Genomic DNA, 25,644 nt, shown 5'->3' with positions numbered 1-25,644 from the left:
ATCCTGTCCAGAGGTGCGACAAATGTCCCGACCCACACCGCTACGAGACGTTCACGAGAGCCTCGGCGCCATGCTCACCGACTTCGCGGGGTGGCTCATGCCGCTCCGGTACGGGAGCGAGTCCGCGGAGCACAACGCCGTCCGGCAGGCGGCCGGGCTGTTCGACCTCTCGCACATGGGCGAGATCTTCCTGACCGGGCCGCAGGCGGGCGAGGCCCTCGACTACGCGCTGGTCGGCCACCTGTCGGCGCTGGCGCCCGGGCGGGCCAGGTACACCATGATCGTGAACGAGCGCGGCGGGGTGCTCGACGACCTCATCGTCTACCGGCTGGGCGACGAGGAGTTCATGGTCGTAGCAAACGCCTCGAACTACGAAAAAGTCGGAAATGAGCTGAAAGAGCGGTCGAAGGCGTACGACGTGGTGGTCGAGGATCGCTCGGACCAGTACGCGCTGATCGCCGTACAGGGGCCCCGAGCCCAGGAGATCCTCGCCACGCTCACCGACGCCGACCTCGACGGCCTCAAGTACTACGCGGGCCTGCCCGGCGTGGTCGACGGGCGGCAGGCGCTCATCGCCCGCACCGGCTACACCGGCGAGGACGGGTTCGAGCTGTTCGTCGCCAACCAGGACGCGGTGCCGCTCTGGCACGCGCTCATGGCGGCGGGCGAGCCGCACGGGCTCAAGCCCGCCGGCCTGTCCGCCCGCGACACGCTCAGGCTCGAGGCGGGCATGCCGCTGTACGGCAACGAACTCAGCGCCGAACTGACCCCGTTCGACGCGGGGCTGGGCAAGGTGGTGAAATTCGACAAGCCGGGCGACTTCGTCGGCAGGTCGGCGCTCGAGGCGGTCAAGGACGACACGCCGCGGCGCCGTCTCGTCGGCCTGGTCGCGCGGGGACGCCGGGTGCCGCGCCACGGCTACCCGGTCACCAAGGACGGCGCCGTCGTCGGCGAGGTCACCAGCGGTGCGCCCTCCCAGACCCTGGGAAAGCCCATCGCGATGGCCTACGTGGACGCGGGCGTCGAATCAGGCCTGGCCGTGGACATCCGGGGCAGCCAAGAACCTATGGACCTGGTTGAGCTGCCCTTCTACAGGAGGAACAAGTGAGCAACATCCCTGACGACCTGAGCTACACCAAGGAGCACGAGTGGGTGGCGGGCCTCGACGACGGCCTCACCGTGACCGTCGGCGTCACGGCCTTCGCCGCCGACTCCCTTGGTGACGTCGTCTACGTGCAGCTCCCCGAGGTCGGCTCCACCGTCGAGGCGGGCGACTCGGTCGGCGAGGTGGAGTCCACCAAGTCGGTGAACGAGATCTACACCCCCGTCGGCGGTGAGATCGTCGAGGTGAACCAGGTCGTCGTGGACGACCCCAGCCTGGTCAACAGCGACCCGTACGGCGATGGCTGGATGTTCCGGGTGCGCGTCGAGGGCGAGCCCGAAGACGTGCTCTCCGCCGAGGAGTACAAGGCACTCACCTCAGGCGAGTCCTGACCTGTTCGCCGGGGCCCGAGCCCGGGCCCCGGCACCGTATGAAAGGCAGCGCTCATCAATGGCGATCAGCGTCTTCGACCTCTTCAAGATCGGCATCGGCCCGTCGAGCTCCCACACGGGAGGCCCGATGGCTGCCGCGCACAAGTTCGCCCGCGGGCTGCACGAGGACGACCTGCTCCCGCAGGTCGCGCGCGTCGAGGCCATCCTGTACGGCTCGCTCGGCCTGACCGGCAAGGGCCACGGCAGCGACAAGGCGGTCCTGCTCGGCCTCTCCGGCGAGAAGCCCGAGCTGGTGGACGTCGACTCCATCGACGGCCGGCTGGCCGAGATGCGCGAGTCGGGCATGGTCAAGCTGTACGGGACGCACGAGATCCCCTTCGTCGTGGGCGAGCACCTCGTCTTCGAACGCAAGATCTCGCTGCCCGAGCACCCGAACGGCATGCGCTTCACCGCGTACACGGCCGATGGCGAGAAGCTGAGGGAGAAGGTCTACTTCTCGGTCGGCGGCGGCTTCGTCGTGGACGAGAAGGCCACCGGCGCCGACCGCATCAAGCCGGACGACACCGTACTGCCCTACCCCTTCACCACCGGTGAGGAGCTGCTCAAGCACTGCTCCAACACAGGCCTGTCCATCTCGGCCCTCATGCTCGAGAACGAGAAGGCGTTCGGCCGCACCGAGGAGGAGATCCGCGCGGGCCTGCTGCGGCTCTGGCAGGTCATGTCGGAGTGCGTGCACCGCGGCATCTCCAAGGAGGGCGTCCTGCCCGGCGGCCTCAAGGTCAAGCGCCGCGCCAACCAGCTCCATCGCCGCCTGCAGTCCGAACCGGCCGAGAAGGACCCGCTGCAGGCCATGGACTGGGTGACGCTCTTCGCGCTGGCGGTCAACGAGGAGAACGCCGCCGGGGGCCGCATCGTCACCGCCCCCACCAACGGCGCCGCCGGCATCATCCCGGCCGTCCTGACGTACTACACCCGCTTCGTGCCGCGCGCGGACGAGGAGGGCGTGGTGCGCTTCCTGCTGACGGCGGGCGCGATCGGCGTGCTGTTCAAGGAGAACGCCTCGATCTCGGGCGCCGAGGTGGGCTGCCAGGGCGAGGTCGGCTCGGCCTGCTCGATGGCCTCGGCCGCCCTCACGGAGGTCCTCGGGGGCACACCTGAGCAGGTGGAGAACGCCGCCGAGATCGGCATCGAGCACAACCTGGGCCTGACCTGCGACCCGATCGGCGGCCTGGTCCAGATCCCGTGCATCGAGCGGAACGCGGTGGCCTCCAACAAGGCCATCACGGCCGCCCGGATCGCGCTGCGCGGCGACGGCCGCCACTTCGTGGCCCTGGACAAGGCCATCAAGACGATGCGGGACACGGGGCGGGACATGCTGGACAAGTACAAGGAGACGTCACGCGGCGGCCTCGCCGTCAACGTGATCGAATGCTGACGGCCGGCTGCGGGCGGGCGTGGGTCCTACCGGTGCATCTGGGAATGTCATAGCGAGCAGGTAACGTGCGACCATGACGTCGCAACACCACGACGAGGTCGTCACCATCCCGCGTGACGAATACGAGGCACTGAAAGCCGAGGTCCGGCGGCTGCGTCGAGAGGTAGGGCGTCAGCAGGCCATGCGAGCCATCATGGACAACGCGACCGACCCGGGCAACGTGCGGACGTTCACCCGCGACGAGTTGGCCGCCGAGTGGGGCATCGTTGGCTGACCGGCGTATCGCATTCCCTAGCGAAGTGATCGAGTGCCGAACAACCCATCGAGTGGTACCATGATGTTGTACCACTCCCAGGGGGGGCCGTGTCCATTACTGCCAGCGAAGCCCGCCGTCGACTGTTCCCTCTCATCGAAGAGGTCAACAACGACCGCACCGCCGTGGAAATCGTGTCCAAGAGCGGCAACGCCTACCTTGTGGCCGCAGAGGAATACGAAGCTCTCCAGGAAACGGCCTACCTTCTCCGCTCCCCCGCCAACGCGCGTCGGTTGATCGAGTCCTACCAGGAAGCGGTCGGAGGACGCTACGAACGGCACGAACTACTGGACGACGAGGCTGCGGGGTGAAAGTCTCATTCACAAGCCAAGGCTGGGAGGACTACGTCCACTGGCAGACGGCCGACCGGCAGATACTCAAACGGATCAACCGGCTCATCGAAGACACCCTGCGTGATCCCTACGAGGGCATCGGAAAGCCAGAGCCGCTTAAATACGCGCTGGCGGGTGCGTGGTCGCGGCGCATCACCGACGAGCATCGCCTGGTATATCTCGCCGCGAACGACGAGATCGTCATCCTGCAGGCCCGGTACCACTACGAATAGCCGCCGCATCCCGTGCATCGAGCGGAACGCGGCGGCCTCCGACAAGGCCATCACGGCAGCCGGATCGCCCTGCGCGGCGACGGCCGCCACTTGTCCTTGCCCTTGTACGGGGTGACGACCGGGCTCTCGGCTCTTTGATACGCCGACTGCCGCGCGCGGAGCGGCGGTCGGTACGTGACCGGACGGATATCGGTTCATTCAGCGAATCTGACAATGCCGTCCACCGGGGGTGTGCGGTCGCCCGTCGGAGCCGTCAGAGGACTCTCTTCGCCCAGCATGATCTCGTAGTCGGCCCAGCAAACTCCGTGAGCGATGATGTAGCTCTCGATGGAATCGGGTTCGAGAAGGAAGATGCCCAATCCATGCCGGACTTCCCCGAGCAGGGACGTCAGGATGTCGGCCTCGGCGTCGGTCGGCTTGCGCAGGTGGATGGGACCCATATCCTTCCAGCAGGCGATACGCCAGACACCTGCGAAGAACAGGTCCCGCACGATGCCTTCACCGTCTCCCTCCTCAATAGCCTCAAGAGGCGGAAATCCTCTGACCACGGCGTACGAATGCTGGGGGCGATACGCGAACAGGCTGAAATGCCGGTCGTCGCGGAATCCGAGAGCCCCTCTTTCCAGCTTCTCCTCCGTCATGTCAATAGACCTCCGTGGCGTGCCTGAGCGTTGTGTCAACTGCGAGATCGGGGAAACCTGGCAAGAGAAGCCGTTGACGCTGGAGGTGGACCACAACAACGGCAATCCGCTCGGCAACCGGCGAGAGAACCTCAGACTGCTGTGCCCGAACTGTCACTCACAAACAGCGACGTTTGCCGGGCGGAACAGAGGCCGATCCAGCGCATAAGTGTGCGGGCGGGGGGACTCGAACCCCCACGGTGTCTCCACCAACAGGACCTAAACCTGCCGCGTATGCCATTTCGCCACGCCCGCGCAGCCCTCACCAGAGCAGGGCTCACATAGTTTAGCGCTCCGAATGGGCATGAGGAGCGTGCGCAAGTCGACCCCCGCGAAGGGGCGGCACGGGCCCTCGGCGGAGGGCCCGCAGGCAGTGGTCAGCTCAGGCCGAGCTTCTTCTTCAACCCTGCCACGTGACCCGTGGCCTTTACGTTGTAGAGTGCCTGCTCCACCTTCCCGTCCGCGTCGATGACGAACGTCGAGCGGATGACCCCCACGACCTCCTTGCCGTACAGCTTCTTCGTGCCGTACGCCCCGTACGCCTGGTGCACGGCCAGCTCGGGGTCGGACAGCAGCGGGAAGGTCAGGGCGTCGCGCTCGGCGAACTTGACCAGCTTCGCCGGCTTGTCCTTCGACACGCCGAGGACGACGAAACCCTCGGCGGTCAGCTGGTCAAGGCTGTCGCGGAAGTCACAGGCCTGCTTGGTGCAGCCGGGCGTCATCGCGGCGGGGTAGAAATAGAGGATCACCCGCTTGCCGCGGTAGGCGTCAAGGGAGACAGTGGTGCCGTCGGCGGCGGGTAGCGTGAACTCGGGCGCGGCGTCGCCGGGCGCGAGCTTGGTGTCGGTCAATGTGCCCTCCTGAGTTCCTTCCCGCCAACCTACCGGCCTGGCCGCCGTGCCGTACGGCGTGCCGACCTGACAGACTGATCACGACCAGAACGGACGGAGCTCGCACGGCACGCGGAGCGGGCGCGGCCCCGCGTACGGTCGAGAGGAGAGACATGGCTGACACCGATCCCGACGAGCTGGAGCGGCGGATCGCGCGGACGCGCGCGGAGTTGGCGCAGACGGTTGACGCCATTGCCGACCGGGTGAGCCCCAAGCGGGTCGCCGAGCGCACGGTGGAGGACGTCAAGACCCGGGCCACGAACTTCGTGGTGTCCGTGGGCGACGCGCTGGGAGTGACGCCGCGGCCGGCCGCGTACGGCGACGACACCGACCAGGTGTGGGAGGAAGAGCGGCCCGACCTGGCACCGGTGCTGATCGGGGTCGGGGCCGTGCTGGTCGTGGGGGCGGCCATCATGCTCTGGCGCCGCCGCAATCGCCGCTGACCCCCGGGGCCGGGGCGGTCAGAGGAAGGTCCGGCCCTCGCCCCGGTAGGTGGGCACCGACTCCACCAGGGTGTCGCCGTCGATGAGGTGGAGCGTGTCGAAGCGCTCGCACAGCTCGCCCGCCTTGGCGTGCCTGAACCACACCCTGTCCCCGATCCGCAGGTCCTCGGCCGCCTGGCCGAGGAGCGGGGTCTGCACCTCGCCCGCCCCCTCGTCAGGCGCGTAGCGGAGCCCGGCGGGCAGGTACGGCTGGGGCAGGCGGCTCGGCCCGGGGGCGCCCGAGGCCAGGTAGCCGCCGCCGAGCACGGTCACCGTGTCAGGGGCCGGGCGGCGGACCACCGGCAGGGCGAACAGCGCGGCCGGATGCCCGGTGAAGCGGCGGTAGAAGTCGAACAGCCTCGGATGGAAGAACCCCGATCCGGCCGCCACCTCCGTGATGGCCTTCTCGCGCACGGTGCGTTCGACCGAGCCGGTGCCGCCGCCGTTGACGAACTCGAGGTCGGCGACCTGGCGGACGGCGTTCACGATGCGGCCGCGCCTGAAGATGAGGTCCCTGGCGGAGCGGGCCTGCATGATGCGGATGGCGCGGGTGTAGGCGGCGTTCGCGGCCGGGGCGTCGCCGACTCCGGCGATCTGCGCCTCGTACGCCAGGAGCCCGGCCAGCCTGAACCCGGGGCGCTTGGCGACGGCGGCGGCCAGGTCGGCGGCCTCCTCCGGCTCGCGGATGGGCGAACGGAGAGCCCCCGCCCGAAACTTCCCACCGAAGGCGACATATCCGGCGTCGATGTCGATACATATCCGGATTTCCGCCCGAGAGTGCACCCCCGCCACGGCCGCCTCGATGAAGTCGAGGTGGGCGACCGAGTCGATGGTGACGGTGATGTGCCGGGCCGCGTCGGCGTTCCCGGCCAGCTCGGCGAGCGCGTGCCGGTCGGCCGTCGGGTACGCCACCAGGAGGTCGGTGAAGCCCTCGGAGGCGAGCCACAGGGCCTCGGGGAGCGTGAAGGCCATGATGCCCTGGAAGCCGTCCATGGCCAGGATGCGTTCGAGCACGGGGCGGCTGCGTACCGACTTGCTCGCCACCCGGATCGGCTTGCCCGCGGCCCGCCGCACCAGGTCCGCCGCGTTGGCCCGCATCGCCTCAAGATCGAGGATCGCGAGCGGTGGTTCGAGGACCACTGTGGCGCGGTCGTAGCGCTGGCGGTCGTCCATATGAGCAGCCTAACGGCATATCCGGCAGGTGAATATGAGCGCCGTTCACATTACTGCCTGTCCCCGTAATGTTCGGGCAAACGGGCGGCGAGGGTGCGGTTCCGGCCCCGCGCCACCCATGTACGTCTGTCGTTGTGATGACCACGCTTCAGCAGACAGCGCCCGGCGCCGCCGCCGTCACGACGCGGCAGACCGGGCTGCGCAGGGCGAGAAGGGCGCTCAGGCCGGCGCGTACCCTCCCTGGAGCCTTCGTCGCGCTCGCGCTGACCGCCGGGTTGGGGGCGACGGCGGCCGAGGTGGTGTCGGGGCTGCTCGGACACCCGCTCGGCTGGGTACCCGTGAACGAGCTCGTGGACCTCGCGGGCAAGACCACCTGGCCGGAGCTGTCCACCGCCGCCCTGGTCACGGTGGGGGCGGGCATGCTGATGCTGCTGCTGGCGCTCGTACCGGGTCGCTCCGGGCTGGTGCCGGTGGAGACGTCCGACGCGCTGATCGTCATCGGCATCACCCGCTCGGGCCTGCGCCGCACGCTACGCGCGGCCGCCCAGCAGGTGGCGGGGGTGAAGAAGGCCCGGGTACGGCTGCGCCGCCGCACCATAGAGGTCACCATCGTGACGGAGTCGGAGAGCTCGGGCGCCATGCTCAGGCAGATCGGCACGGCGGTGGGCGACCGGCTGGCGGGTGTGGGGACGCTGGGCACGGGCGAGGTCGTGGTCCGGCTCCGCAGGAAGGGACGGTAGATGCGGCAGTACACGGGCAACCGCACAGGCCTTGGCGTCGTGGGCGGGACGCTGCTGAGTCTTGGCGTCTACGCCTGGCTGCGCGGCCACGACCGCTTCTTCGACCTGGCGCCCACCGCGAAGGTCCTGCCCGTCCAGGCCCGCAAGGTGCTCGACGAGCCCTGGACCCTGTGGTCGCTGGCCCTGAGCCTGATGCTGCTGGCCCTGGTCTCGCTCCGCTGGCTGCTGCTCAGCCTCGGCTGGGGCCGCCGCCGCGTGCCGAACGGCACGGGCACCGCCATGCTGTTCGTCGGGCTGAAGAACGTGGAAGGGCTGGGCAGGGCGCACGTACGGGTCGGCGAGGACGGCCTGCGCATCGGCGTCACCTGTCCGTCGTCGGCGGATGTGGGCGCGGTGGTGAGCAAGCTGGACCAGGAGATCGTCGGCAGGATCCGCCGCGAGATCCGCAACGACGACGCGGGCACCGTCGTCCGCCTGCACGTCCGCCGTTAGCCTGCCGGGAAACAGCTCTCAGCCGGTGCTGGTCGGCAAGGGTTCGGGGGCCATGCTGAAGCTGGGCACGGGCGCGGGCACCACGTTGTCGCACCACAGGCTGCCCGCCCTCCGGTCGCAGACCGCGCCGGGTGCGGGCACCATGAAACGCTCGTGCATCCGGCCCGGACCCCAGTACACACCACCGCGCGCCTCGTCCCGGTGGGTGAGGTTGCCGATCGCGGCCACGGCGCCGCCGCCGAGCAGGCCGCCGACGAAGAGGCCGATCAGGCCGGCGCCGAGGATCTGGGTCTGCTTCTGCCGGAAGAAGTCCCGGTAGGACCCGGGATGCGAGGACGACGCCACGGGGATGGTGGGCGCGATGCCGGGACCAGGCGGGGGATCGCCGTACCTCAGTCCGCTCCGGCCTGCTACCCGGTTCTCGGTCTCCTCCGCGGGGGCAGGGTCGCGCGGTGCTTCCTCTTCACCGCGCGACCCGGCTTCGCGATCATGATCCGCCATCACGATCTCCCTTTACTCGCCCGCAAGAGGGGCGCTCCCAGGAATCATGGTGCCCAAATCACCGTAAGACCGGCGTAAGACCCAGGCCTGCCCCGCGTCGTGTAAGACCTGGGTCGTAGTCGCACTTCCACCTCCAGGCGGAACAAAGGTCAGGTGGAGCTACATATCGTGAGGGGTGTGTTCGGCAGGGTACGGGCGTGGTCGAGGCGCCATGAGAAGCCGGCGGCCGCCCTCCGGGTGATGCCGCTCGCCGCGCTGTGCGCGATCCTCGCGATCCCGTACGCGAGCATCGAGCCGACGCTGAGCAGCGCGCACCTCAGCGTGGCCGGATATCTGGCCCTGTCGGCGGCTCTGCTGCTGCCGCTGCTCTGGCGGGACCGCCCGATCGCCTCGTTCGCCGTCATCTCGCTGGTCTGCTTCGGCCAGTGGCTGGCGCACGTCAATCCGCTGCCCGCCAACCTCGCGGTGCTCATCGCGCTCTGGGCCGTGGCCTACCGGTCCCCGTTCCGCTGGGCGCTGGCCGCGTGCCTGGTGGCGGAGCTGGGCGTGTTCCTGGCGCTGGTCAACTGGGACACGCCCACGTTCGGCATGTTCTTCAGCGGCTCGATCTTCGTGGTGACGATCTGGCTGGCCGGCCTGTACGCCAACACGCGCAGGCGCTACCTCGAAGGGCTGGAGGAGCGCGCCGAACGGGCCGAACGCGAGCGCGACCAGCAGGCCAGGATGGCCGCGGCGGCCGAGCGCGCCAGGATCGCCAGGGAGCTGCACGACGTCGTGGCCCACAACGTCAGCGTCATGGTGGTGCAGGCCGACGGCGCGGGCTACGCCCTCGACACCGACCCGGAGCAGGCCCGCCTGGCCGTCAAGGCGATCTCCAAGACGGGCCGCGCGGCCCTCGCCGAGATGCGCAGGCTGGTCGGCGTCCTGCGCGAGGACGAGGCGGCGATCATCGACTACACCCCGCAGCCCGGGCTCGGACAGCTCGAGGAGCTGGTACGCGGCTCGGCAGTGCCCGCCCGGCTGGAGGTCTCCGGGTTCCCGCGCGAGCTGCCCGAGGGCCAGCAGCTCGCGGTCTACCGCATCGTCCAGGAGGCGCTGACGAACGTGCTCAAACACGGCGGCCCCGGCGTGCGGGCGGTCGTGGAGATCGACTACAGCGGCCCCGAGCTGGTCGTGCGCGTGACCGACGACGGCAGGGGCGCGGCGGCGCCCAGGAGCCCAGACGGCCACGGCCTGATCGGCATGCGGGAGCGGGTCGGCATGTACGGCGGCGCCATCTCGGCGGCCCCCCGCCAGAGCGGCGGCTTCGAGGTGCTGGCCAGGCTGCCCATGGTCAACGCGGCGTAGAGGAGGCGGCAGGGTGATTCGTGTGATGCTCGTCGACGACCAGGAGCTGCTGCGGGCCGGGTTCAGGATGGTGCTGGCGGCCCAGCCGGACATCGAGGTGGTGGCGGAGGCCGGGGACGGGCTCTCGGCGCTGGAGAATCTCAAGACCACCGAGGTGGACGTCGTGCTCATGGACGTGCGCATGCCGAACATGGACGGCGTCGAGGCCACCAGGCACGTCAACGGGCCGAAGGTGCTGATCCTGACCACGTTCGACCTCGACGAGTACGCGTTCGCGGCGGTCAAGGCGGGTGCGGCCGGGTTCCTGCTGAAGGACGTGCCACCGGCCGACCTGGTCAGCGCGATCAGGGTGGTGCACGCGGGCGACGCCGTGGTGTCGCCGAGCACCTTGCGGCGGATGCTGGACAGGTTCGCCACGCAGCTGCCGACGGACGAGCCGGTGCCGGGGGCCGACCTGACGCCGCGCGAGCGCGAGGTGCTGCTCATGGTGGCCCGCGGCCGGTCCAACGCCGAGATCGCGAGCGGCCTGGAGGTGGCGGAGGCGACGGTGAAGACGCACCTGGGGCGGGTGCTGGCCAAGCTGGGGCTGCGGGACCGGGCCCAGGTGGTGGTGTACGCGTACGAGGCCGGGCTGATCGTGCCGTCGCATCGACCGAAAGTCTGACCGGGGTCATCCAGAGGCCTACACAAAGTCCATCCACAAGGCCCATAAATCCCGAACTTTCCACTCCTAGCGTGATGCGCATGAATGTGACGCTCACCCAAGCCCCGCCCGCGGTGGTGGCCAGAGATCTCACCAAGGTGTACGGCCAGGGCGACGCCCAGGTACACGCCCTCCGCGCGGTGAACGTGTCCTTCGCCACGGGCGCGTTCACCGCCATCATGGGCCCGTCGGGCTCGGGCAAGTCCACGCTGATGCACTGCCTGGCCGGGCTCGACACCGCCACGTCGGGCACCGTGCACATCGGCGACGTGGAGCTCACCGGGCTGAGCGACCGGCAGCTCACGCTGCTGCGGCGCGAGCGGATCGGGTTCGTCTTCCAGGCGTTCAACCTGCTGCCCACGCTCACCGCCGAGCAGAACATCCGCCTGCCCCTCGACATCGCCGCCCGCCAGGCGGACCAGCCGCTGTTCGAGCGGGTCATCGAGACCGTGGGCCTGAAGGACCGGCTCTCGCACAGGCCGACCGAGCTGTCGGGCGGCCAGCAGCAGCGCGTGGCCGTGGCCAGGGCACTGATCAGCAAGCCCCAGGTGATCTTCGCTGACGAGCCGACGGGCAACCTCGACTCCCGAAGCGGCGCCGAGGTCCTGTCCTTCCTGCGCACCTCCGTGCGCGAGCTGGGCCAGACCATCGTCATGGTCACGCACGACCCGGTGGCCGCCTCGTACGCCGACCGCGTGGTCTTCCTGCGCGACGGCGAGCTGGTCACCGAGATCACCGCGCCGACGCCGCAGTCGGTGCTGGACACGCTCGTGAAGCTGGAGGGGTGAGGTGCTGAAGACGGCACTGGCCGGGCTGCGCGCGCACAAGCTCCGGCTGCTGCTCACCTCGCTGGCGATCACGCTCGGCGTGGGGTTCATCGCGGGCACGTTCGTGCTGAACGACACCATGCAGGCCGGGTTCGCGCAGCGCGTCACGGCCGACGCGGCCAAGGTGGACGTGGCCGTGCTGCCCAAGGGCCCGGACGCCGTGCTGCCCGAGCAGGTCCTGGAGCGGATACGCGCGCTGGACGGCGTGACCGAGGCGCAGGGCCTGATCCGCGCCGCCGCGCCCGTGCTCGGCAAGGACGGCAAGACCGCCGGGAACGCCCCCACCACCGCCCTGTCCGTCGTCCGCGGCCCGCTCGACCGCACCGACATCGTCTCGGGCACCGGTCCCGGGACCGACGACCAGGCCGCCGTGCTCGACAAGAACACCGCCAAGGCCCAGGACTTCCAGCTCGGCGACACGATCACCGTGCTCGACGACAGGCAGCGCCCGCACCGGTTCAAGCTCGTCGGGCTGCTCGACCCGGGCGTGGACCAGGAGCTCTCCTACACCGGGGCGGTCGGCTTCACCGCTGCCACCGCGCAGCGGATGACCGGCGCGAAGGGCTACCGCGAGATCGACGTCGCGGGCACGGCTCCCGGCCTGAAGCAGGCCGTCGCGGCGGCGGCCGGCGGCGCGTACGCGGTCAAAACCGGCGGCGAACTGGCCGACGACCTGGCCAGAGCGGCGGGGGTGGAGATCCGCTCGCTCACCACGGGGCTGCTGCTGTTCGGCGTCGTGGCGATGATGGTGGCCGCGCTGGTCATCTACAACACCTTCAACATCCTCGTCGCCCAGCGCACCAGGGAGATGGCGCTGCTGCGGTGCATCGGCGCCACGCGCGGGCAGGTGTTCGGCTCGATCCTGCTGGAGTCCGTGGTGGTCGGCGCGCTCGCCTCCGCGCTCGGCCTGGTCATCGGGTACGGCCTGGCCTCGCTCACACTGACCGTCCTGAGCGCGCTCGACGCCCCGATGCCCACGGACGCGGCCGTCACGCTCACGCCCGCCACGATCGCGGCCGGCCTGGCCGTCGGCGTGGTCGTCACGGTGGGCGCCGCCCTGCTCCCCGCCAGGTCGGCCACCGGGGTCCCGCCGATCGCGGCGCTGCGCTCCCAGGTCGAGGAGCAGACATTCCGGTCCGGCCGGCTGCGCGGGCTCTTCGCCGCGCTCTTCCTGGTGGCGGGCCTCGCCACGACGTCGGTGGGCGTGTTCGTGCTCCAGCCGGGCCAGCAGGTCGCGCTCTTCGTCGTGATGGCCGGGGGCGCGCTGACGTTCCTGGGGGTGTTGATCCTCGGGCCGGTGCTGGTCAGACCGCTGAGCGCGCTGGTCGGCTGGATCCCGGGCAGGCTGTTCGGGGTGCCGGGACGGCTGGCGGTGGACAACTCGGGCCGCAACCCTAGGCGGGCCGCGACCACCACGATCGCGCTGACCATCGGGGTGACGCTCATGACGCTGATCTCCGTCGTCACCGCCTCCACCAGGCTGACGATGACGGCCAAGCTCGACGACCAGTTCCCGATCGACTACCTGCTGGCGACTCAGGAAGGCGACCCGGTCGTCCCCAGGTCCGTGGCGTCGCAGCTGCGCGGCCGGCCCGAACTGGCGTCCGTGGCGCAGATCCGCGACGCCAAGGCCAGTGTCGCGGGCAAGCGGCTCAAGGTCGGCACGTTCAACGGCCCGATCAGCCCGTACGTCACCGCCGGCTCCATGAACGGCTTCGGCGCCGGGCAGGCGGCGGTGGACGACGACCTCGGCCTGCGGCTCGGCGAGTCGATATCGGTCAAGACGCCCAAGGCCGGCACCGTCTCGCTGAAGGTGGTCGCGCTGCTCGACGGGGGCCAGTCGTCGCTGCCGCCGGTCACGGTCGCGGAGGCCGCGTTCGACACCTACTTCGGGGCCGTGCCGGACTCCCGCGTCCTGATCAACATCCGGGACGGCGTGCCGCCCGAGCGGGCGCGCAAGGTGGTGGACGCCGCCGTCGCGGCCTATCCGACCGTGCGGGTGACGAGTTCGACGGAGGTACGCGGCCAGTTCGACGAGACGCTGGACATGCTGCTCATGATCGTCACTGGGCTGCTGGGGCTGGCGATCCTGATCTCGCTGCTGGGCATCGCGAACACGCTCTCCCTGTCGGTCCACGAGCGGACCAGGGAGTCGGCGCTGCTGCGGGCCCTGGGCCTGACCAGGGCGCAGTTGCGGCGGATGCTGTCGATCGAGGCGCTGGTGCTCGGGCTGATCGGGGCGCTGGTGGGCGTCGTGCTCGGGGGCGTCTTCGGATGGGCCGCCATCAGGGCGATGCTGGACGGCGCCGTCTTCACCGTGCCTGCCGGGCAGATCGGGCTCTTCGTGGTGCTGTCGGGAGTGGCGGGGATGCTGGCCGCCGTGCTTCCGGCTCGCCGCGCGGCCCGTGCTTCGATCGTGGGCTCCCTTGCCGCCGGCTGATCCGGACAAATAGCTATGTAGCCGAATAAAAGCGAAAAACACGGAAAGAGGGAGCGCGCGGTCGGTCGGGCGTCTCATGGGGGCGGCGCCCGGCCCTTCCGTACAGCCCGGCCCTCCCCGTACAGCCTGGCCTTCCCCTACAGGACGTCAGCGGGGCGTGAGTCCGGGCCAGAGGTCGGCGATCGTCTCCGGGTCGAGGAGCGGCCGGGCCACCACCTCGCCCGTGGCCCGGTCGATCACGATGCACCCGCCCCCGATCGTCTCCGGCAGCCTCGCCGGATCGTCGAGATCGAGATCACGCACCCAGGCGACATAACCGTCATGGAACCCGTACACCCCCACCGGCACCGCCTCGTCGTGCGCCCGCACCCCGTTGAAGTACTCCTCGGCTATCGCCCGGGCCTGGTCCAGGTTCATCGCGGCCGCCCCTGCCGGTCGAGCAGCACGCAGAACACCCCGGTCACCGTCGTGTACGGCGGCTCGACGGACATGTGCCCCCTCTGAGCGTCGATCCAGATCACCTCGCCATCGGCGTTGACCGCGTTCCAGGCGTGGGAGCCGCCGCCGGGCCAGCGCACCGCGATGACGGCGCTCGCCCCGTGGCCGGCGTCCAGCAGCCGCCGCGCGATCATCGGGTAGCCGTGCCGGCCCTGCCCCGCGTACTGGAAGCGGTGCCCCACCCACCGCTCGATCCGGTGGAGACTGCCCTGCTCACCGGTCAGCAGGGGCCGGCCGATCCGGTCGTACTCGGGAAATCTCGGGGCGGCCGCCGCGGGCTCGCCGTGCCAGGTGGACAGCACCGCCAGCGCGCAGTCGGCGGCGTTGGAGGCCCTGAACGGGTCGTCGCCGGGGCCGCCGCCGTTGATCAGCCGCACCCAGGTGCCGCGCGGGTCGGGAAAACGGTCGCCGGGCCGCAGCGCCTCGGCGAGGTCCCGCTCCACCTGCGGGTCCGGCTGCGCGAGCCCGCCGGGCACACCGTACGGCCTGGAGTCGGCGAGCCTGGGCGGCCGGCGCGGCCCGTCGAACCAGTCACCCTCGCCGGCGTCGAGCCGGTCGGCCGGCGGTTCGCCGTCGTACAGGAAAGCGTCGGACTGCGAATCGGCCGGCGGGGACAAGGTGGCCGGGCCCTCCGGGGAGCCGTCCCGCGCCGTGACGCCACCGGCCTCGGCGGCGCGCTCGTAGTCGAGCCACCGCACCCCCTCCGCCACCAGGGGGTTGTACTGCCCGTCTCGGACACTCGGCTTGCGCTCGCGGAACACGGCCTGCCTCCTGTCATGCTCGACGACCGATCGTAGAGGCGTCACCGTGACAAGGAGGGGAAGTCGGCAAGATTCTCCGCAGGAACCACCGGCCGTACCTGCGGAAACAGGGACAAACTAGGCCTACGCCACCTGCACCGTGATGGTGTGCCAGCCGGTCGCGCCGTCGGGCGCGGGCGGGGCCTCCTGCTCGGTCTGGGTACGCCCGGCGGCATCGGTCGCCCGTACCTGGATCGTGTGCCGCCCGGGCGCGGCGTCCCAGTCGATCGACCACTGCCGCCAGGTGTCGGGGCCGGGCACCTCGGCCAGCCGCGCCTGCCGCCACTCCCCACCGTCGACCCGCACCTCCACGGCGTCCACCCCGGTGTGCTGCGCCCAGGCCACTCCGGCGATCGTGGCGCGCCCCGGCTTCAGGGAGGCACCCGGCTTGGGGACGTCGATCCGCGACTGGGTCTTGATGGGACCCTTGGCCGCCCAGCCGCGCGGCGTCCAGTACGCCTCGTCCTGGTCGAACCTGGTCACCTTGAGGTCCACGACCCATTTGGTGGCCGACACGTACCCGTACAGGCCGGGCACCACCTGCCGCACGGGGAAGCCGTGCTCCACGGGCAGGGCCTCGCCGTTCATCGCGATGGCGAACAGCGCGTCTCGGCCGTCCATGACCACGTCGACCGGGGTGCCGCAGGTGAAGCCGTCGGCCGAGGTGGACAGGAGCATGTCGGCGCCGGACTGGAGCCCGGCCTTGCGCAGCACCTCGGCCATGCGGACGCCGAGCCAGCGGGCGTTCCCGACGTACTCGCCGCCGACCTCGTTGGAGACGCAGGTGAGCGTGACGTCCGCCTCGGTGAGCGGCATGGCGAGCAGGTCCGCGTACGTGAGCTCCACCGGCCGGTCGGCCATGCCGTGAATGCGCAGCTTCCAGTCGCGGGGGTCCACCTGGGGGACGATGAGCGCGGTGTCCACCCGGTAGAAGTCACGATTTTTCGTGATGAACGATGACAGGCCGTTGATGCGGAGGTCGGCGCCCGCCGGAACGGGCTTGGCGGGCGTCACCGGCTTGGGCAGCGCCACGCCCACCCGCGCGGTATCCACGACCTGCCGCCCGCCGAGCTGCCGCCCCAGCACGGCGGCCGCCCCGGCGACCACCACGCCGCCGGCGGCGCCGGTCAGCAGCCGCCGCCTGTCGAAGGCCCGCAGGTCATCCCCCGCCCGCATCACGACGGGCCGCTCCACCGCCGCACTGTCCCCGGAAGAGGATGCCCCAGCATCGCCGCCGGCGTCCGGGCCCGGGCCGCCGGTGTCCGTCGTGGCCCGCCGTACCAGCCAGGAAAGCGCCCACGCACCCGCCATCACCCCCAGGAGGGTCGGCAGCACGTCCAGGAGCCCGGCGCCGGGCCGGGTGAGCACCGCGACGGCGCCGATCACCCCGAACGCGGCCAGCCCCGCCAAGCCGTAGGCGAGCCGGCGCAGGGCCAGCGCCCCGATGAGCGCCGCGACCGCGGCGAGCACCACCAGGACGCCGCCGACCAGGACCGTCTTGTCGTTCTCGCCGAACGCGCTGATCGCGAACTCCTTCACAGGAGCAGGCGAAAGATCGACCGTCACATCCCCCACGGCCACGACAGGGGACGTCTCCGGCCCGACGAACGCGGCCACGAGCTGGGCCACTCCAAGGGCCACACCACCGGACACCAGCCCCACAAGGGCCCCGGCCCAGGCGGGCGCCACCGAATTACGCTGCACAATCCGACGCTACGCCGTCCGGCCCCGCGCGGTTCTTACGCGGTGATTACGAGCTGAGCAGCTCCCGCACCAGCGGCGACAGCGCGCGGAAGGCCCGCCCCCGGTGGCTGATCGCGTCCTTGTCCTCCGGCGACATCTCGGCCGTCGTGCGCTCCTCGCCGTCGGGCACGAAGATCGGGTCGTACCCGAACCCGTTGGACCCCCGGGGAGAGCTGACGAGGCGGCCCGGCAGCACGCCCTCCACCACGCGGGTCTCCCCCGACGGGAGCGCCAGCGCGGCGGCGCAGGCGAAGTGCGCGGTCAGCTTGTCGGCCGGCACGTCGGACACCTGCGCGAGCAGCAGGTCGAGGTTGGCCTGGTCGTCGCCGTGCCGCCCCGACCAGCGGGCGGAGAAGACGCCCGGCATGCCGCCGAGCACGTCGACGCAGAGCCCCGAGTCGTCCGCGACCGCGGGCAGCCCCGAGCCCTGGGCGACGGCGTGCGCCTTGAGCAGCGCGTTCTCCTCGAAGGTGATCCCGGTCTCGGCGACCTCGCCGATCGAGGGGAACTCCTCGAGGCCCACGATGTCGAAGTCGGCCAGGATGCGGCGCAGCTCCGCGATCTTGCCCGCGTTGCGGGTGGCCAGCACGATCTTCATGAGCCCAGGGCTTCCTGCTGGATCAACGTGAGCTCCTCGCAGCCGGCCACGGCCAGGTCGAGGAGCTGGTCGAGCGCGCCGCGGTCGAACGGGGCGCCCTCGGCGGTGCCCTGCACCTCGACGAAGCTGCCCTCTCCGGTCATCACGACGTTCATGTCGGTCTCGGCGGCCACGTCCTCGGTGTAGCAGAGGTCGAGCATCGGCACCGAGCCGACCACCCCGACGGAGACGGCCGCGACCGAGCCGATCAGCGGGTCGCCCGGGCACATGCGGCGCTCGCGCATCCACGCGACCGCGTCGGCGAGCGCGACGTAGGCGCCGGTGATCGCGGCGGTCCTGGTGCCGCCGTCGGCCTGCAGCACGTCGCAGTCGAGCAGGATGGAGTTTTCTCCCAGCGCCTTGTAATCGACGCAGGCCCGCAGCGAACGCCCGATCAGCCGGGAAATCTCATGAGTCCTGCCGCCGATTTTGCCGCGGACCGATTCGCGATCGTTGCGAGTATTGGTCGCCCGGGGCAACATGGCATATTCGGCCGTAACCCAGCCCTGGCCGCTGCCTCTGCGCCAGCGGGGCACGCTGTCCTGGACGGAGGCGGCGCACAACACCCGCGTGTTGCCGAATTCGACCAGCACCGAACCTTCGGCGTGGTCCAGCCAATGCCGGGTGATGGTGATGGTGCGTAGCTGGTCAGGGTTGCGGCCATCCTGTCTGGACATGCAGATCACCCTATCTCCGAGCCACGACACTCTTGACCAAATGTGTCCGCCACATGGATCCTTACCGAATGACAACGGGGGTGTTGCGAAACCCTGACTTCCTCCGGTTCCTCAGTTCGCATGTCGCGGACGAACTTGGGGCGAACATCTCACGTGTGGCACTCCCCCTGGTGGCCGTGCTCACGCTCCACGCCGGCCCGGCGGCGGTCGGCGCGCTGTCGGCGCTGCAGACGACGGCGTTCCTGCTGATCGGTCTGCCCGCGGGGGTATGGGTCGACCGGATGCGCAAGCGCCGCGTGATGATGATCACCGACCTGGCGAGGTTCCTGCTGCTCGGCAGCATACCGCTGGCGGCCCAGCTGGGGCTGCTGTCGATCGGCTTGATGTTCGCGGTCGCCCTGCTGGCGGGCGCGAGCCAGGTCTTCAACGACGTGGCCGACCAGACGTACCTGCCGGAGCTGGTCGGCACCGGGCAGCTCAGCGACGGCAACTCCAAGCTGGAGGTCGTCCGCTCCGGCGCGTTCCTGGCGGGGCCGGGCATCGGGGGCGCGCTGGTGCAGCTGCTCGGTGCGCCGTTCACGGTGGTCGCCACCGCGCTCGGCTCGCTCGGCTCGGTGCTCTTCCTCGGCTCGGTCAAGGTGCCCGACAAGCCCCCCGCCGTCACCGAACGCACCTCGTTGCTGCGCGGCATCGGCGAAGGTCTCGCGTACGTGTGGCACGACCGGCTGATGCGCATGTTCGTGGCCTCCACGGCGGCCGTCAACCTGTGCGTCAGCGCCGTGCTCGGCTTGTCGGTCTTATTCCTCGCCGACGAGGTCGGGCTCGCGCCCGGCGTCGTCGGCGTGCTGCTCATGTCGGGCGGCATCGGCGGCCTGATCGGCGGCCTGAGCGCCGGCTGGCTGTCCAGGCGGTACGGCATCGCCAGGACGACGTGGCTGGCCGTCAGCGTGGCCTCGCCCTTCGGCCTGCTGCTGCCGCTGACGCACGCCGACTGGCGGGCGGTGTGCTTCGCCATCACTTCCATGGCGCTCTCTTGGAGCGCGACATTGATGAACGTGGGTCAGATCACCTACCGGCAGACCGTGACCCCCGAGCACCTGCTCGGCCGGGTCAACGCGTCGGTGAGGTTCATGGTCTGGGGCATCATGCCGCTGGGCGCGCTGCTCGGCGGGCTCGTCGCCCAGCAGATCGGCGTACGGGACGCCCTGTGGGTCTTCATGGGGGGCAGGCTGCTGGCGTTCCTCCCGCTGCTGTTCTCGCCGCTCCCCCGCATGCGTGACTTCGGAGAGGTTCAGGCCAGGTCGTAGACCGCGCCGCTGCGCGCCAGCTCGACCGGGCCCGCGAAGCCCGCTCCCGTCGCCTGCTCGAGCACCGTCCTCTGGTCGTTCCACGGGACGAGGTGGGTGAGCACGAGACGGCCGACGTCGGCCCTGTCGGCGTGCTCGGCGGCCTGACGGCCGGTCAGGTGCAGGTCGGGGGGCAGATCGGGGCCCTCGACGAACGACGCCTCGCACAGCATCAGATCGGCGCCCGCGGCCAGCTTCACCAGTTCGGCGGACTCGCCGGTGTCGCCGGAGTAGGCCACGGACCTGGTGCCGTCGGACACGCGGAAGCCGTACGCCTCGACCGGGTGGTTGACCAGCCCCGCGGTCAGCGTGAACGGCCCGATCTCGAAGGAGCCCGGCGCCAGCGGCACGAACTGGAAGGCGGTCTCCATGCCCGGCTCATCCGGCATCCCGTACGCGGCCGAGAGCCGGCGCGGCGCGTCGGCGGGCGCGTAGACGGGCACCAGGGGATACGGCGCCGCGGGCCCGTACGTGCGGGCCACGTGGTATCCGCACATGTCGAGACAGTGGTCGGCGTGCAGGTGGGACAGACAGATCGCGTCCACGTCGTACAGGCCGATGTGGCGTTGGAGCGCACCGAGCGACCCGCCGCCGAAGTCGAGCAGCATCCTGAATCCGTCCGCCTCGACGAGATAGCAGGACGCGGGGCTGTCGGGGCCGGGGAAGCTGCCCGAGCACCCGACGATGGTCACCTTCATGTGGGCTCCTTCCCGGCGGCCGAGTGGCCGTTAGAGGTAGTACCCCCCACTGGTGCGACTTCGACCGCATCGATCTCCGGGCCCAGGAAACGCCGCCCGTGCCGGGCGAAGAGCAGGGAGTCGCCGGTGGCGAGGAAGCGGTGCCGGGGGGTGGCCTCGCCTCCCGCCGCCAGATCGCGGTCGTGCAGGATCCGGTAGACGTCCTTGGCCGTCTCCTCGGCGCTGGAGACCAGCGTGACCCCGTCGCCCACGACATAGGAGATCGCGCCGGTGAGCAGCGGGTAGTGGGTGCAGCCCAGGATGAGGGTGTCGCATCCCGCGGCCCTGATGGGCTCCAGGTATTCGCGCACGACCTCGATGAGCTCGTCGCTCATCGTCTCACCTCGTTCGACGTACTCCACCAGACGCGGGGCGGCCACACCGGTGAGACACACGTCGGGCGCCGCGGTGAAGGCGTCGTGGTAGGCCATGGAGTCGATGGTGGCCCTGGTGGCGATCACGCCGACCCTGCCGGAGCGGGTGGCTCGCACCGCGCGCCTGGTGGCGGGCTGGATCACCTCGACGACCGGCACGTCGTAGCGCTCGCGCGCGTCACGCAGCACGGCCGCGCTGGCGCTGTTGCACGCGATCACGAGCATCTTGACGCCCTGCTCGACGAGGTGGTCCATCACCTCCAGGGCGTAGGCGCGGACCTCCGCGATGCGTTTCGGCCCATACGGCTGGCGGGCCGTGTCGGCCACGTACGTAATGGACTCGCAGGGCAACTGGTCGATGATCGCACGGGCGACCGTCAAGCCGCCGACCCCGCTGTCGAAGATCCCAATACTCGCGTCCGGCACGCTCTAGAGGGTAGGCGACCTGCGTGATCAACTCTGCGTAAGAATCCTCACACCTGTGAGAAGTGGCCTTGAATCGGTGTCGTCTTCGTCACATTGCCCGGTGATCAGCCTCTTCCGACCCGGGCCAGCTGGCGCGACTGGGCGACGAGGCGGCCGGCGGAGTCGCGTACCTCGACCTCCTCGTCGAACCAGCCGTCCGAGATGAGCCGGCCGCCGCCGAGCAGCGTGAGCCAGCCGGGCGCGGGCAGCGCGCGCAGGTGCCAGGTGAGCTCCACGGTCGGCGCCCAGCCCCGTGCGCCCGCGGAGAACACCACGGGCGGCAGCGCGTCCACGGCCAGCGCCAGCACGTACGGGTCCGGGTCCTGGGGCTCGGCCATCCTGAAGTACGCCCGCGACTCCGGCCTGCCGGTCGGCTCGCCCTTCAGCCAGCCGATGGTGGGCGGGTCGAAGAGCAGCTCCATCTGGGCGTTCAGGGTCATGCCCGAATCGGGCTTGGGGTCGGGGAGTTTGACGCACTCCGCACGGCTCGGCATGTCCTCCGCGGGCGCCTCGTAGACCGGCTCGGCCTCGTTCAGCGTGGCCGTCGTGACCAGGCCCTCGATGTGCGCCACGCCGTCCTGCACGAGCGTGGCCCTGGCGAAGGCGGCCGTCCTGCCCGCTTTGAGCGGCTCGATCCTGACCTGCGCGGGCCCGGCGATCGGCGCCTTCAGGAACTGCGCGGTCGTACTCACCGGGTGCTCGAACGGCGAGGCGTCCACGGCGGCCCGGAGCATCACGGCCATGAGGTAGCCGCCGTTGAGCGGGCCGCCGATCGCGTAACCGGGATCCAGGCACACGTCGTACACGCCCTCATCGACCTTGATCGCCTGCGTCGCCTCGTCGAACTTGGTCATCCATGCCTGCCTCAATCCAGAACACTATTCTGGAGGCATACTCTAGTGCATCCCGTTATCAGCGCGCCTACCTGCGAAAACGTGATACGGCTGCGAAAGTTCGATCATGTCGAGTGTCACCGAACTCATCGGTCAGTCCGTTTGGGACTCCAATGGGGTGTGGGTCGGCCACGTGGTGGACATCCGCGTGGTCAAGCACAAAGGGGAGCTGCAGCAGAGCCACACCGTCTACGGACTCGTCGTCTCGAGCATGCGCGCGCCGCTGCTGCTGGGCCTCACCCGCGAGCGCGAGGACCGCCCGGAATGGCTCTCCCGGATCCTGTCCCGCCTGGCCTATGCGGGCTGCACATTCGTGCCGTGGTCGGCCATCGCGGAGTACGGCGGCGGCGAGGTCCACATCAGCACGTTGAGAAAGGAGCTCACCCGGGTCTGAATCTCACTTCAGTACATTTCAAGCGCCCGTCAAGCAACATCAGCTAACTTCTTTGGGGTCCAAAGTCCACATTGTGAGTTGAGTGATGTCTGCGAATAATCCCCCCTACGGCCAGGATCCTGACCGGACCGCGGCGTACAACTGGAACCAGGGGCAGCAGTCGGAGAACCCCCCGGCGACCCCGCTGACATCGGGCCAGCCGTATCCACCGCAGCAGCCCTACCAGCAGCCGTACGGCCAGCAGGCGTCCTACGGCCAGCAGCAGCAGCCGTACAACCCTCAGCCCGGCTACGGGCAGCAGCAGCCCTCCTATGGCGACCCTTACGGTCAGCAGGGTCAGCAGGCGTCCTACGGCCAGCAGGGTCAGCAGGGCCAGCAGAATTGGCAGCAGGGCCAGCCGCAGGCACAGAGCGGCTGGCAGCAGCAACCGCAGCAGGGCTGGCAGCAGGAGCAGCAAGGGTGGCAGCAGGGCCAGGGATGGCAGCAGGAGCAGCAGGGTTGGCAGCAGGACCAGTACGCCCAGGGCGGCTGGCAGCAGCAGGGGCCTGAGGGCTTCGGCCCCGCGGAGCCGGCCAAGAAGGGTCGCAAGACGTGGATCATCGCCGCCGCGGCGGCGCTCGCGGTGATCCTGCTCGGCGGCGGCGCGGTGTGGGCCACGGGAGCCATCGGCGGCGGCGGCACGCAGCCGAACGAGGTGCTGCCCGCCAACTCGATCGCCTACGTCCGGCTCGACATGGACCCGGCGGCCAACCAGAAGCTGGCGCTGTTCCAGGTGGCCAAGAAGTTCACGATGACCAAGGACAGCTTCACCGGCGAGGACCCGCGCAAGGCGATCTTCGACATGTTCAACGAGGGCTCCGACTCCAAGATCGACTTCGCCAAGGACGTCGACCCCTGGCTGGGCAGCAGGGCCGGCTTCGCGGCCGTGCCTTCGGGCAAGGAGGAGCCCGACTACGCGGTGGCCATCCAGGTCAAGGACGAGGCGCAGGCCAAGGCCGGCATCGCCAAGGTCATGAAGGGCGAGAAGTACGGCATCGCCTTCCGCGAGGACTACGCGCTGCTCAGCTCGACCCAGCAGCTGGCCGACAAGTACGCGCAGTCCGACACCAGCCTGGCCGACAACAGCGAGTTCAACGACGACATGGGCGCGATCGGCGAGCAGGGCGTGCTGTCGTTCTGGGCCAACATGGGCGGGCTCATGCAGCTGGCCAAGGAGGAGATCCCGGCCGAGCAGGCCGCCGCCGTCGAGCAGTTCAAGGAGGCGAGGTTCGCCGGCGCGCTCCGCTTCGACAGCGCGTACGTCGAGCTCGCCGGTGTCATGCGCGGCGCGAAGGGCCTGAACGCCGAGGGTGACCTGCCCAAGGCCGAGCTGGGCACGCTGCCCGCCACCACAGCGGGCGCCGTGTCGGTCTCCGGCCTCGACCAGATCATCACCAAGCAGTGGGCCAACATCCAGAAGCAGGCCGCGGCGGCCGGGGGCGCGGAGGTCAAGCAGTTCATCGAGCAGGCGCAGAGCCAGCTCGGCCTGCAGCTGCCCGGCGACCTCGCCACGGTCGTCGGCCAGAACTTCACGCTCGCGGTCGACAGCCAGGGCCTGGGCGGCGAGCAGATCAAGGGCGGCGTGCGCGTCGTCACCGACCCGGCCAAGGCGCAGGCCGTCCTGGACAAGGTCCAGAAGGCCCTGGGCTCCCAGGGCGCGCCGCAGATCGCCAAGGTCGCCGGCGACGGCGTCCTCGCGGTGGCCACGTCGGACGAGTACGCCAAGCAGCTGGCCGCGGAGGGCACGCTCGGCGACTCGGAGACGTTCCAGACGGCCGTCGCCAACGCCGATGACGCCAACTACGCCGTCTTCGTGGACCTGGACAAGGTCGAGAACCTCTACCTCAAGTCCATGCAAGGCGACGACAAGGCCAACGCGCAGGTGCTGAAGGCCATCGGCATCAGCGGCACCCGGACCGACACCGAGGCGACGTTCTCGGCGCGGGTCCTGTTCAACTGACGCAAAAAAGCAGGCCGCCGGTCATGGACCGGCGGCCTGCTTTTTTCTGTTTCACGCCCAGAGCTGGCCTTCGAGGCGCTCTTCGGCCTCGTCCAAGGTGCCCTCGTAGGCACCTGTGGACAGGTATTTCCAGCCGCCGTCGGCCACCACGAACGCGATGTCGGCGCGTTCGCCCGCCTTGACCGCCTTGTTGGCCACCCCCAGCGCCGCGTGCAGCGCCGCGCCGGTCGAGACCCCGGCGAAGATGCCCTCGGAGGCGAGCAGCTCACGCGTGCGCCGCAGCGCGTCGGCCGAGCCCACGGAGAAGCGGGTGGTCAGCACGGACTCGTCGTAGAGCTCGGGGATGAAGCCCTCGTCCACGTTGCGCAGCCCGTACACCAGCTCGCCGTAGCGCGGCTCGGCCGCGACGATCTGCACGCCCGGCACCCGCTCGCGCAGGAACCGGCCGACCCCCATCAGCGTCCCCGTCGTGCCGAGTCCGGCCACGAAGTGGGTGACGGTGGGCAGGTCCTCGAGGATCTCGGGGCCGGTGGTCTCGTAGTGGGAGCGCCAGTTGGCCGGGTTGCCGTACTGGTAGAGCATCACCCAGGAGGGATTCTGGGCCGACAGCTCCTTGGCCACGCGTACGGCCTCGTTGGAGCCGCCCGCGGCCGGCGAGGAGATGATCTCCGCGCCCCACATGCGCAGCAGCTGGCGGCGCTCCTCCGAGGTGTTCTCCGGCATCACGCAGATCAGCCTGTAGCCCTTGAGCTTGGCCGACATCGCGAGCGAGATGCCGGTGTTGCCGCTGGTGGGCTCGAGGATCGTGCACCCCGGCGTGAGCCTGCCGTCCTTCTCGGCCTCCTCGATCATCCAGAGGGCGGGCCTGTCCTTGATCGAGCCGGTCGGGTTGCGGTCCTCGAGCTTGGCCCAGAGCCGCACCTCCGCGGAGGGCGACAGCCGCGGCAGGCCGACGAGCGGCGTGCGGCCGACCGAGTCGATCAGCGATTCGAACCGCAT

The 25,644-nt window shown here is 70.1% G+C and carries 29 protein-coding genes and 1 tRNA gene; 16 read left to right on the top strand and 14 right to left on the bottom strand.

Annotated elements, in window-relative coordinates:
• The first annotated feature begins 22 nt into the window (after positions 1–22).
• The 6 genes from gcvT (at position 23) to AB0J64_RS06895 (ending at position 3,807) form a co-directional block, all read left to right on the top strand.
• The gene (gene gcvT / locus AB0J64_RS06920; protein ID WP_364021838.1) at positions 23–1,108 is read left to right on the top strand and encodes a glycine cleavage system aminomethyltransferase GcvT; all 1,086 of its coding nucleotides are present in this window, start codon (positions 23–25) and stop codon (positions 1,106–1,108) included.
• Positions 1,105–1,494, top strand: a complete 390-nt coding sequence (gcvH, locus tag AB0J64_RS06915; RefSeq protein ID WP_364021835.1) for a glycine cleavage system protein GcvH — start codon at positions 1,105–1,107, stop codon at positions 1,492–1,494. The genes gcvT and gcvH overlap by 4 nt, the downstream gene beginning before the upstream one ends.
• Before the next feature lie 58 nt (positions 1,495–1,552).
• Complete coding sequence (locus AB0J64_RS06910; RefSeq protein ID WP_364021832.1) at positions 1,553–2,929, top strand: L-serine ammonia-lyase; 1,377 nt, start codon at positions 1,553–1,555, stop codon at positions 2,927–2,929.
• A gap of 73 nt (positions 2,930–3,002) precedes the next feature.
• Positions 3,003–3,203, top strand: coding sequence for a hypothetical protein (locus tag AB0J64_RS06905; protein ID WP_364021829.1), 201 nt, complete (start codon positions 3,003–3,005; stop codon positions 3,201–3,203).
• An 89-nt stretch (positions 3,204–3,292) separates the two neighbouring features.
• On the top strand, positions 3,293–3,553 hold the full coding sequence (locus tag AB0J64_RS06900; protein WP_364021826.1) for a type II toxin-antitoxin system prevent-host-death family antitoxin: 261 nt from the start codon (positions 3,293–3,295) through the stop codon (positions 3,551–3,553).
• On the top strand, positions 3,550–3,807 hold the full coding sequence (locus AB0J64_RS06895; protein WP_349450429.1) for a Txe/YoeB family addiction module toxin: 258 nt from the start codon (positions 3,550–3,552) through the stop codon (positions 3,805–3,807). The genes AB0J64_RS06900 and AB0J64_RS06895 overlap by 4 nt, the downstream gene beginning before the upstream one ends.
• A 194-nt stretch (positions 3,808–4,001) precedes the next feature.
• Here AB0J64_RS06895 and AB0J64_RS06890 read toward each other — a convergent pair whose 3' ends face one another.
• The 3 genes from AB0J64_RS06890 to bcp all read right to left on the bottom strand — a co-directional run bounded on the left by AB0J64_RS06890 (position 4,002) and on the right by bcp (position 5,338).
• Complete coding sequence (locus tag AB0J64_RS06890; protein ID WP_364021822.1) at positions 4,002–4,448, bottom strand: hypothetical protein; 447 nt, start codon at positions 4,446–4,448, stop codon at positions 4,002–4,004.
• 211 nt (positions 4,449–4,659) lie between these two features.
• Positions 4,660–4,742 (bottom strand) — tRNA-Leu (locus tag AB0J64_RS06885).
• Positions 4,743–4,864: 122 nt separating this feature from the next.
• A complete protein-coding gene (gene bcp, locus AB0J64_RS06880; RefSeq protein WP_364021819.1) occupies positions 4,865–5,338 on the bottom strand; it encodes a thioredoxin-dependent thiol peroxidase in 474 nt (157 codons plus the stop codon).
• A gap of 152 nt (positions 5,339–5,490) precedes the next feature.
• Between bcp and AB0J64_RS06875 the strand changes: the two genes are divergently transcribed.
• On the top strand, positions 5,491–5,820 hold the full coding sequence (locus tag AB0J64_RS06875; RefSeq protein WP_364021816.1) for a DUF3618 domain-containing protein: 330 nt from the start codon (positions 5,491–5,493) through the stop codon (positions 5,818–5,820).
• Between the two features lie 18 nt (positions 5,821–5,838).
• Here the strand turns inward: AB0J64_RS06875 and AB0J64_RS06870 are convergent, their stop codons facing one another.
• Positions 5,839–7,032, bottom strand: a complete 1,194-nt coding sequence (locus AB0J64_RS06870) for an amino acid deaminase/aldolase (RefSeq protein ID WP_364021813.1) — start codon at positions 7,030–7,032, stop codon at positions 5,839–5,841.
• A 137-nt stretch (positions 7,033–7,169) separates the two neighbouring features.
• On the opposite strand from AB0J64_RS06870, the gene AB0J64_RS06865 reads away from it, so the two are divergent.
• Both AB0J64_RS06865 and AB0J64_RS06860 read left to right on the top strand, forming a co-directional pair.
• On the top strand, positions 7,170–7,772 hold the full coding sequence (locus AB0J64_RS06865; RefSeq protein ID WP_364021810.1) for a DUF6286 domain-containing protein: 603 nt from the start codon (positions 7,170–7,172) through the stop codon (positions 7,770–7,772).
• The gene (locus AB0J64_RS06860) at positions 7,773–8,264 is read left to right on the top strand and encodes a hypothetical protein (protein WP_364021807.1); all 492 of its coding nucleotides are present in this window, start codon (positions 7,773–7,775) and stop codon (positions 8,262–8,264) included.
• Positions 8,265–8,282: 18 nt separating this feature from the next.
• On the opposite strand, the gene AB0J64_RS06855 is transcribed toward AB0J64_RS06860, so the two are convergent.
• Positions 8,283–8,765 (bottom strand): hypothetical protein, encoded by a 483-nt coding sequence (locus tag AB0J64_RS06855; RefSeq protein WP_364021804.1) that lies wholly within the window; start codon positions 8,763–8,765, stop codon positions 8,283–8,285.
• 168 nt (positions 8,766–8,933) lie between these two features.
• Here AB0J64_RS06855 and AB0J64_RS06850 point away from each other — a divergent pair, with 168 nt between their 5' ends.
• The 4 genes from AB0J64_RS06850 (at position 8,934) to AB0J64_RS06835 (ending at position 14,082) form a co-directional block, all read left to right on the top strand.
• Positions 8,934–10,112, top strand: coding sequence for a histidine kinase (locus AB0J64_RS06850; protein ID WP_364021802.1), 1,179 nt, complete (start codon positions 8,934–8,936; stop codon positions 10,110–10,112).
• A 13-nt stretch (positions 10,113–10,125) separates the two neighbouring features.
• Complete coding sequence (locus AB0J64_RS06845; RefSeq protein WP_364021799.1) at positions 10,126–10,776, top strand: response regulator transcription factor; 651 nt, start codon at positions 10,126–10,128, stop codon at positions 10,774–10,776.
• Positions 10,777–10,856: 80 nt separating this feature from the next.
• Positions 10,857–11,603, top strand: coding sequence for an ABC transporter ATP-binding protein (locus AB0J64_RS06840; protein WP_364021797.1), 747 nt, complete (start codon positions 10,857–10,859; stop codon positions 11,601–11,603).
• 1 nt (position 11,604) lies between these two features.
• On the top strand, positions 11,605–14,082 hold the full coding sequence (locus tag AB0J64_RS06835; protein ID WP_364021794.1) for an FtsX-like permease family protein: 2,478 nt from the start codon (positions 11,605–11,607) through the stop codon (positions 14,080–14,082).
• Positions 14,083–14,229: 147 nt separating this feature from the next.
• On the opposite strand, the gene AB0J64_RS06830 is transcribed toward AB0J64_RS06835, so the two are convergent.
• The 5 genes from AB0J64_RS06830 to rph all read right to left on the bottom strand — a co-directional run bounded on the left by AB0J64_RS06830 (position 14,230) and on the right by rph (position 18,437).
• Complete coding sequence (locus tag AB0J64_RS06830) at positions 14,230–14,499, bottom strand: hypothetical protein (RefSeq protein WP_364021791.1); 270 nt, start codon at positions 14,497–14,499, stop codon at positions 14,230–14,232.
• Complete coding sequence (locus tag AB0J64_RS06825; RefSeq protein WP_364021788.1) at positions 14,496–15,386, bottom strand: toxin glutamine deamidase domain-containing protein; 891 nt, start codon at positions 15,384–15,386, stop codon at positions 14,496–14,498. Before AB0J64_RS06825 ends, AB0J64_RS06830 begins: the two co-directional genes overlap by 4 nt.
• A gap of 78 nt (positions 15,387–15,464) precedes the next feature.
• Positions 15,465–17,084 carry a molybdopterin-dependent oxidoreductase gene (locus AB0J64_RS06820; protein WP_364021785.1) on the bottom strand — a complete coding sequence of 540 codons (1,620 nt, stop codon included), beginning with the start codon at positions 17,082–17,084 and terminating at the stop codon, positions 15,465–15,467.
• 46 nt (positions 17,085–17,130) lie between these two features.
• Positions 17,131–17,721, bottom strand: a complete 591-nt coding sequence (gene rdgB, locus AB0J64_RS06815) for an RdgB/HAM1 family non-canonical purine NTP pyrophosphatase (RefSeq protein ID WP_364021783.1) — start codon at positions 17,719–17,721, stop codon at positions 17,131–17,133.
• Positions 17,718–18,437 (bottom strand): ribonuclease PH, encoded by a 720-nt coding sequence (rph, locus tag AB0J64_RS06810; protein ID WP_364022096.1) that lies wholly within the window; start codon positions 18,435–18,437, stop codon positions 17,718–17,720. Before rph ends, rdgB begins: the two co-directional genes overlap by 4 nt.
• A 53-nt stretch (positions 18,438–18,490) precedes the next feature.
• Here rph and AB0J64_RS06805 point away from each other — a divergent pair, with 53 nt between their 5' ends.
• On the top strand, positions 18,491–19,744 hold the full coding sequence (locus AB0J64_RS06805) for an MFS transporter (RefSeq protein WP_364021780.1): 1,254 nt from the start codon (positions 18,491–18,493) through the stop codon (positions 19,742–19,744).
• Here AB0J64_RS06805 and AB0J64_RS06800 read toward each other — a convergent pair.
• The 3 genes from AB0J64_RS06800 to AB0J64_RS06790 form a co-directional block, all read right to left on the bottom strand.
• On the bottom strand, positions 19,729–20,481 hold the full coding sequence (locus tag AB0J64_RS06800) for an MBL fold metallo-hydrolase (RefSeq protein ID WP_364021777.1): 753 nt from the start codon (positions 20,479–20,481) through the stop codon (positions 19,729–19,731). The genes AB0J64_RS06805 and AB0J64_RS06800 overlap by 16 nt on opposite strands.
• The gene (gene murI, locus AB0J64_RS06795) at positions 20,478–21,320 is read right to left on the bottom strand and encodes a glutamate racemase (RefSeq protein WP_364021774.1); all 843 of its coding nucleotides are present in this window, start codon (positions 21,318–21,320) and stop codon (positions 20,478–20,480) included. Before murI ends, AB0J64_RS06800 begins: the two co-directional genes overlap by 4 nt.
• A gap of 104 nt (positions 21,321–21,424) precedes the next feature.
• Positions 21,425–22,213, bottom strand: coding sequence for a thioesterase family protein (locus AB0J64_RS06790; RefSeq protein WP_364021771.1), 789 nt, complete (start codon positions 22,211–22,213; stop codon positions 21,425–21,427).
• A gap of 106 nt (positions 22,214–22,319) precedes the next feature.
• Between AB0J64_RS06790 and AB0J64_RS06785 the strand changes: the two genes are divergently transcribed.
• Both AB0J64_RS06785 and AB0J64_RS06780 read left to right on the top strand, forming a co-directional pair.
• Positions 22,320–22,646: a hypothetical protein gene (locus AB0J64_RS06785; RefSeq protein ID WP_364021768.1), complete on the top strand. Its 327-nt coding sequence runs from the start codon at positions 22,320–22,322 to the stop codon at positions 22,644–22,646.
• An 85-nt stretch (positions 22,647–22,731) separates the two neighbouring features.
• Positions 22,732–24,645 (top strand): DUF3352 domain-containing protein, encoded by a 1,914-nt coding sequence (locus tag AB0J64_RS06780; RefSeq protein WP_364021765.1) that lies wholly within the window; start codon positions 22,732–22,734, stop codon positions 24,643–24,645.
• A 51-nt stretch (positions 24,646–24,696) separates the two neighbouring features.
• On the opposite strand, the gene AB0J64_RS06775 is transcribed toward AB0J64_RS06780, so the two are convergent.
• The gene (locus AB0J64_RS06775) at positions 24,697–25,644 is read right to left on the bottom strand and encodes a cysteine synthase (RefSeq protein WP_364021763.1); all 948 of its coding nucleotides are present in this window, start codon (positions 25,642–25,644) and stop codon (positions 24,697–24,699) included.

This window comes from Nonomuraea sp. NPDC049695, from assembly GCF_040674955.1.
Lineage (GTDB): Bacteria > Actinomycetota > Actinomycetes > Streptosporangiales > Streptosporangiaceae > Nonomuraea > Nonomuraea helvata.
This window is presented reverse-complemented; position numbering and strand designations above follow the sequence as displayed.